Below are 1,616 nucleotides of genomic sequence, written 5' to 3' on the forward strand. Positions count from 1 at the left end.
TGGGTCTGTCAGATTTTTTGTGTAAGTACGATTTCTCCATTTGCCCAATTTTGTAAATTAGTATCACAAAGTATAGCAAATTGATTTAAAGCCATCGCCCAATTCTTAATAGGCATTGTCCATTTTTTAGAGGCATTTGTCAACGCCAAAAAGATTATTTTCTGAATCGATTTGTCATCTGGAAATACTCCTTTATTTTTAATAATTTTACGAATTTGACGGTTAGTGGATTCAATAGCATTAGTAGTGTAAATCGCCTTCCTAATGTCTTCCGGAAAGCTAAAAAATGGAGCTATGCCAGACCAATTTCGTTGCCATATGTCAAAAATAACTGGATATTTTTCATCCCATTTTTTGGCAAAGTTTTGTAATTCTCTTAATCCCTCTGCTTCATTTATTGCAGAATAAACTGCTTTTAAATCAGCTGTTACCGCTTTTAGATCTTTGTATGATACGTATTTTACAGAATTTCTTACCATATGAACAATACACAACTGCACTATCGTCTTTGGAAAAATGCTATTTATCGCCTCTGGAAAACCCTTAAGACCATCAACACATGCAACATATATTTGTGCAACTCCTCGATTCTTCAGTTCTGTTACTACCTGCATCCAAAATTTACACCCTTCATTCTTGCCTATCCAAATTCCTAATAGCTCTTTCTTGCCCTCCATATTCACTCCAATAGCTAGATAAACCGCTTTATTTATTATTACATGATTATCTCTTGCCTTAACATGAATACAATCTAAGTACATTATAGGATATACATTATCAAGTGCTCTATTCTGCCAAGCAGTTACTTCCTCTAAAATACCATCAGTTACCTTTGATATTAACTCAGATGATACCTTGGTGGCATATAGTTCTTCTAAGTGCCCTTGTATTTCCCTAATGGTCATTCCCCGAGCATATAAGGATATTACTTTATCATCAAATCCTTCAAATTTACGCACTCCTTTTGGAATTAGTTGAGGTTCAAATTCTCCATCCCGATCCCTTGGCACTTCTACTGTCAATTTACGACCTTCTGGATCTATTAGAGTCTTTTCATAATTACCATTACGTCTGTTATCTGAGTATTTCTCATTTTTAGAATGTTTCTCATAACCTATATGAGATTCCATTTCTTTCTCTAAAATCTTATTTACTATCTGCTTTTTAATTCCCTGAAATATCCCTTCTTTACCAAATATTTCAGATGGATCACTTTGTGATAGTATTTCTGATACTAATTTTTCTATAGCTGGATTTGATACTTTGTTATTGTTCTTCATATTAGCTCCATGTAAGTTGTTTATGTTATTTTTATTCTTAACTATTTTTACAACTTACACAAACTTCCTGACACCCTCAAGTCACTGGGTTATCTATCCAAGATCTAAACAATCTTCTAAAACTTCAGTCTTAACCATTCTTTCTGGCAAGTAGTAGCTTCACTACTTTCATCTGTATCTTTGATTAATTCCTAGCTCTCTGTATTAATTTGTTGTGTTTGCTACTTGCTTCTTTTGCTCAAGTAAACTTTTTACTCTTCTCTTTAATTCTTCTCTTCTTTTTTTGTAACAAATCCTACTGTCTTGATTTAGCACCTCTCTGCCTCATTAAGAGCA

At 33.4% G+C, this 1,616-nt stretch carries 1 protein-coding gene; it reads right to left on the minus strand.

Annotated elements, in window-relative coordinates; genetic code table 11:
• Nucleotides 1–8 precede the first annotated feature (8 nt).
• A complete protein-coding gene (locus ACJ5GX_RS02915) occupies nucleotides 9–1,280 on the minus strand; it encodes an IS256 family transposase (RefSeq protein ID WP_068042377.1) in 1,272 nt (423 codons plus the stop codon).
• Nucleotides 1,281–1,616 lie beyond the last annotated feature (336 nt).

The sequence above is a fragment of the Wolbachia endosymbiont of Tuta absoluta genome (assembly GCF_059414725.1).

Excerpts from the sequence above, each read along its gene's own strand:
- ACJ5GX_RS02915 (WP_068042377.1), bottom strand. The coding sequence starts at position 1,280 with ATGAAGAACAATAACAAAGTATCAAATCCAGCTATAGAAAAATTAGTA.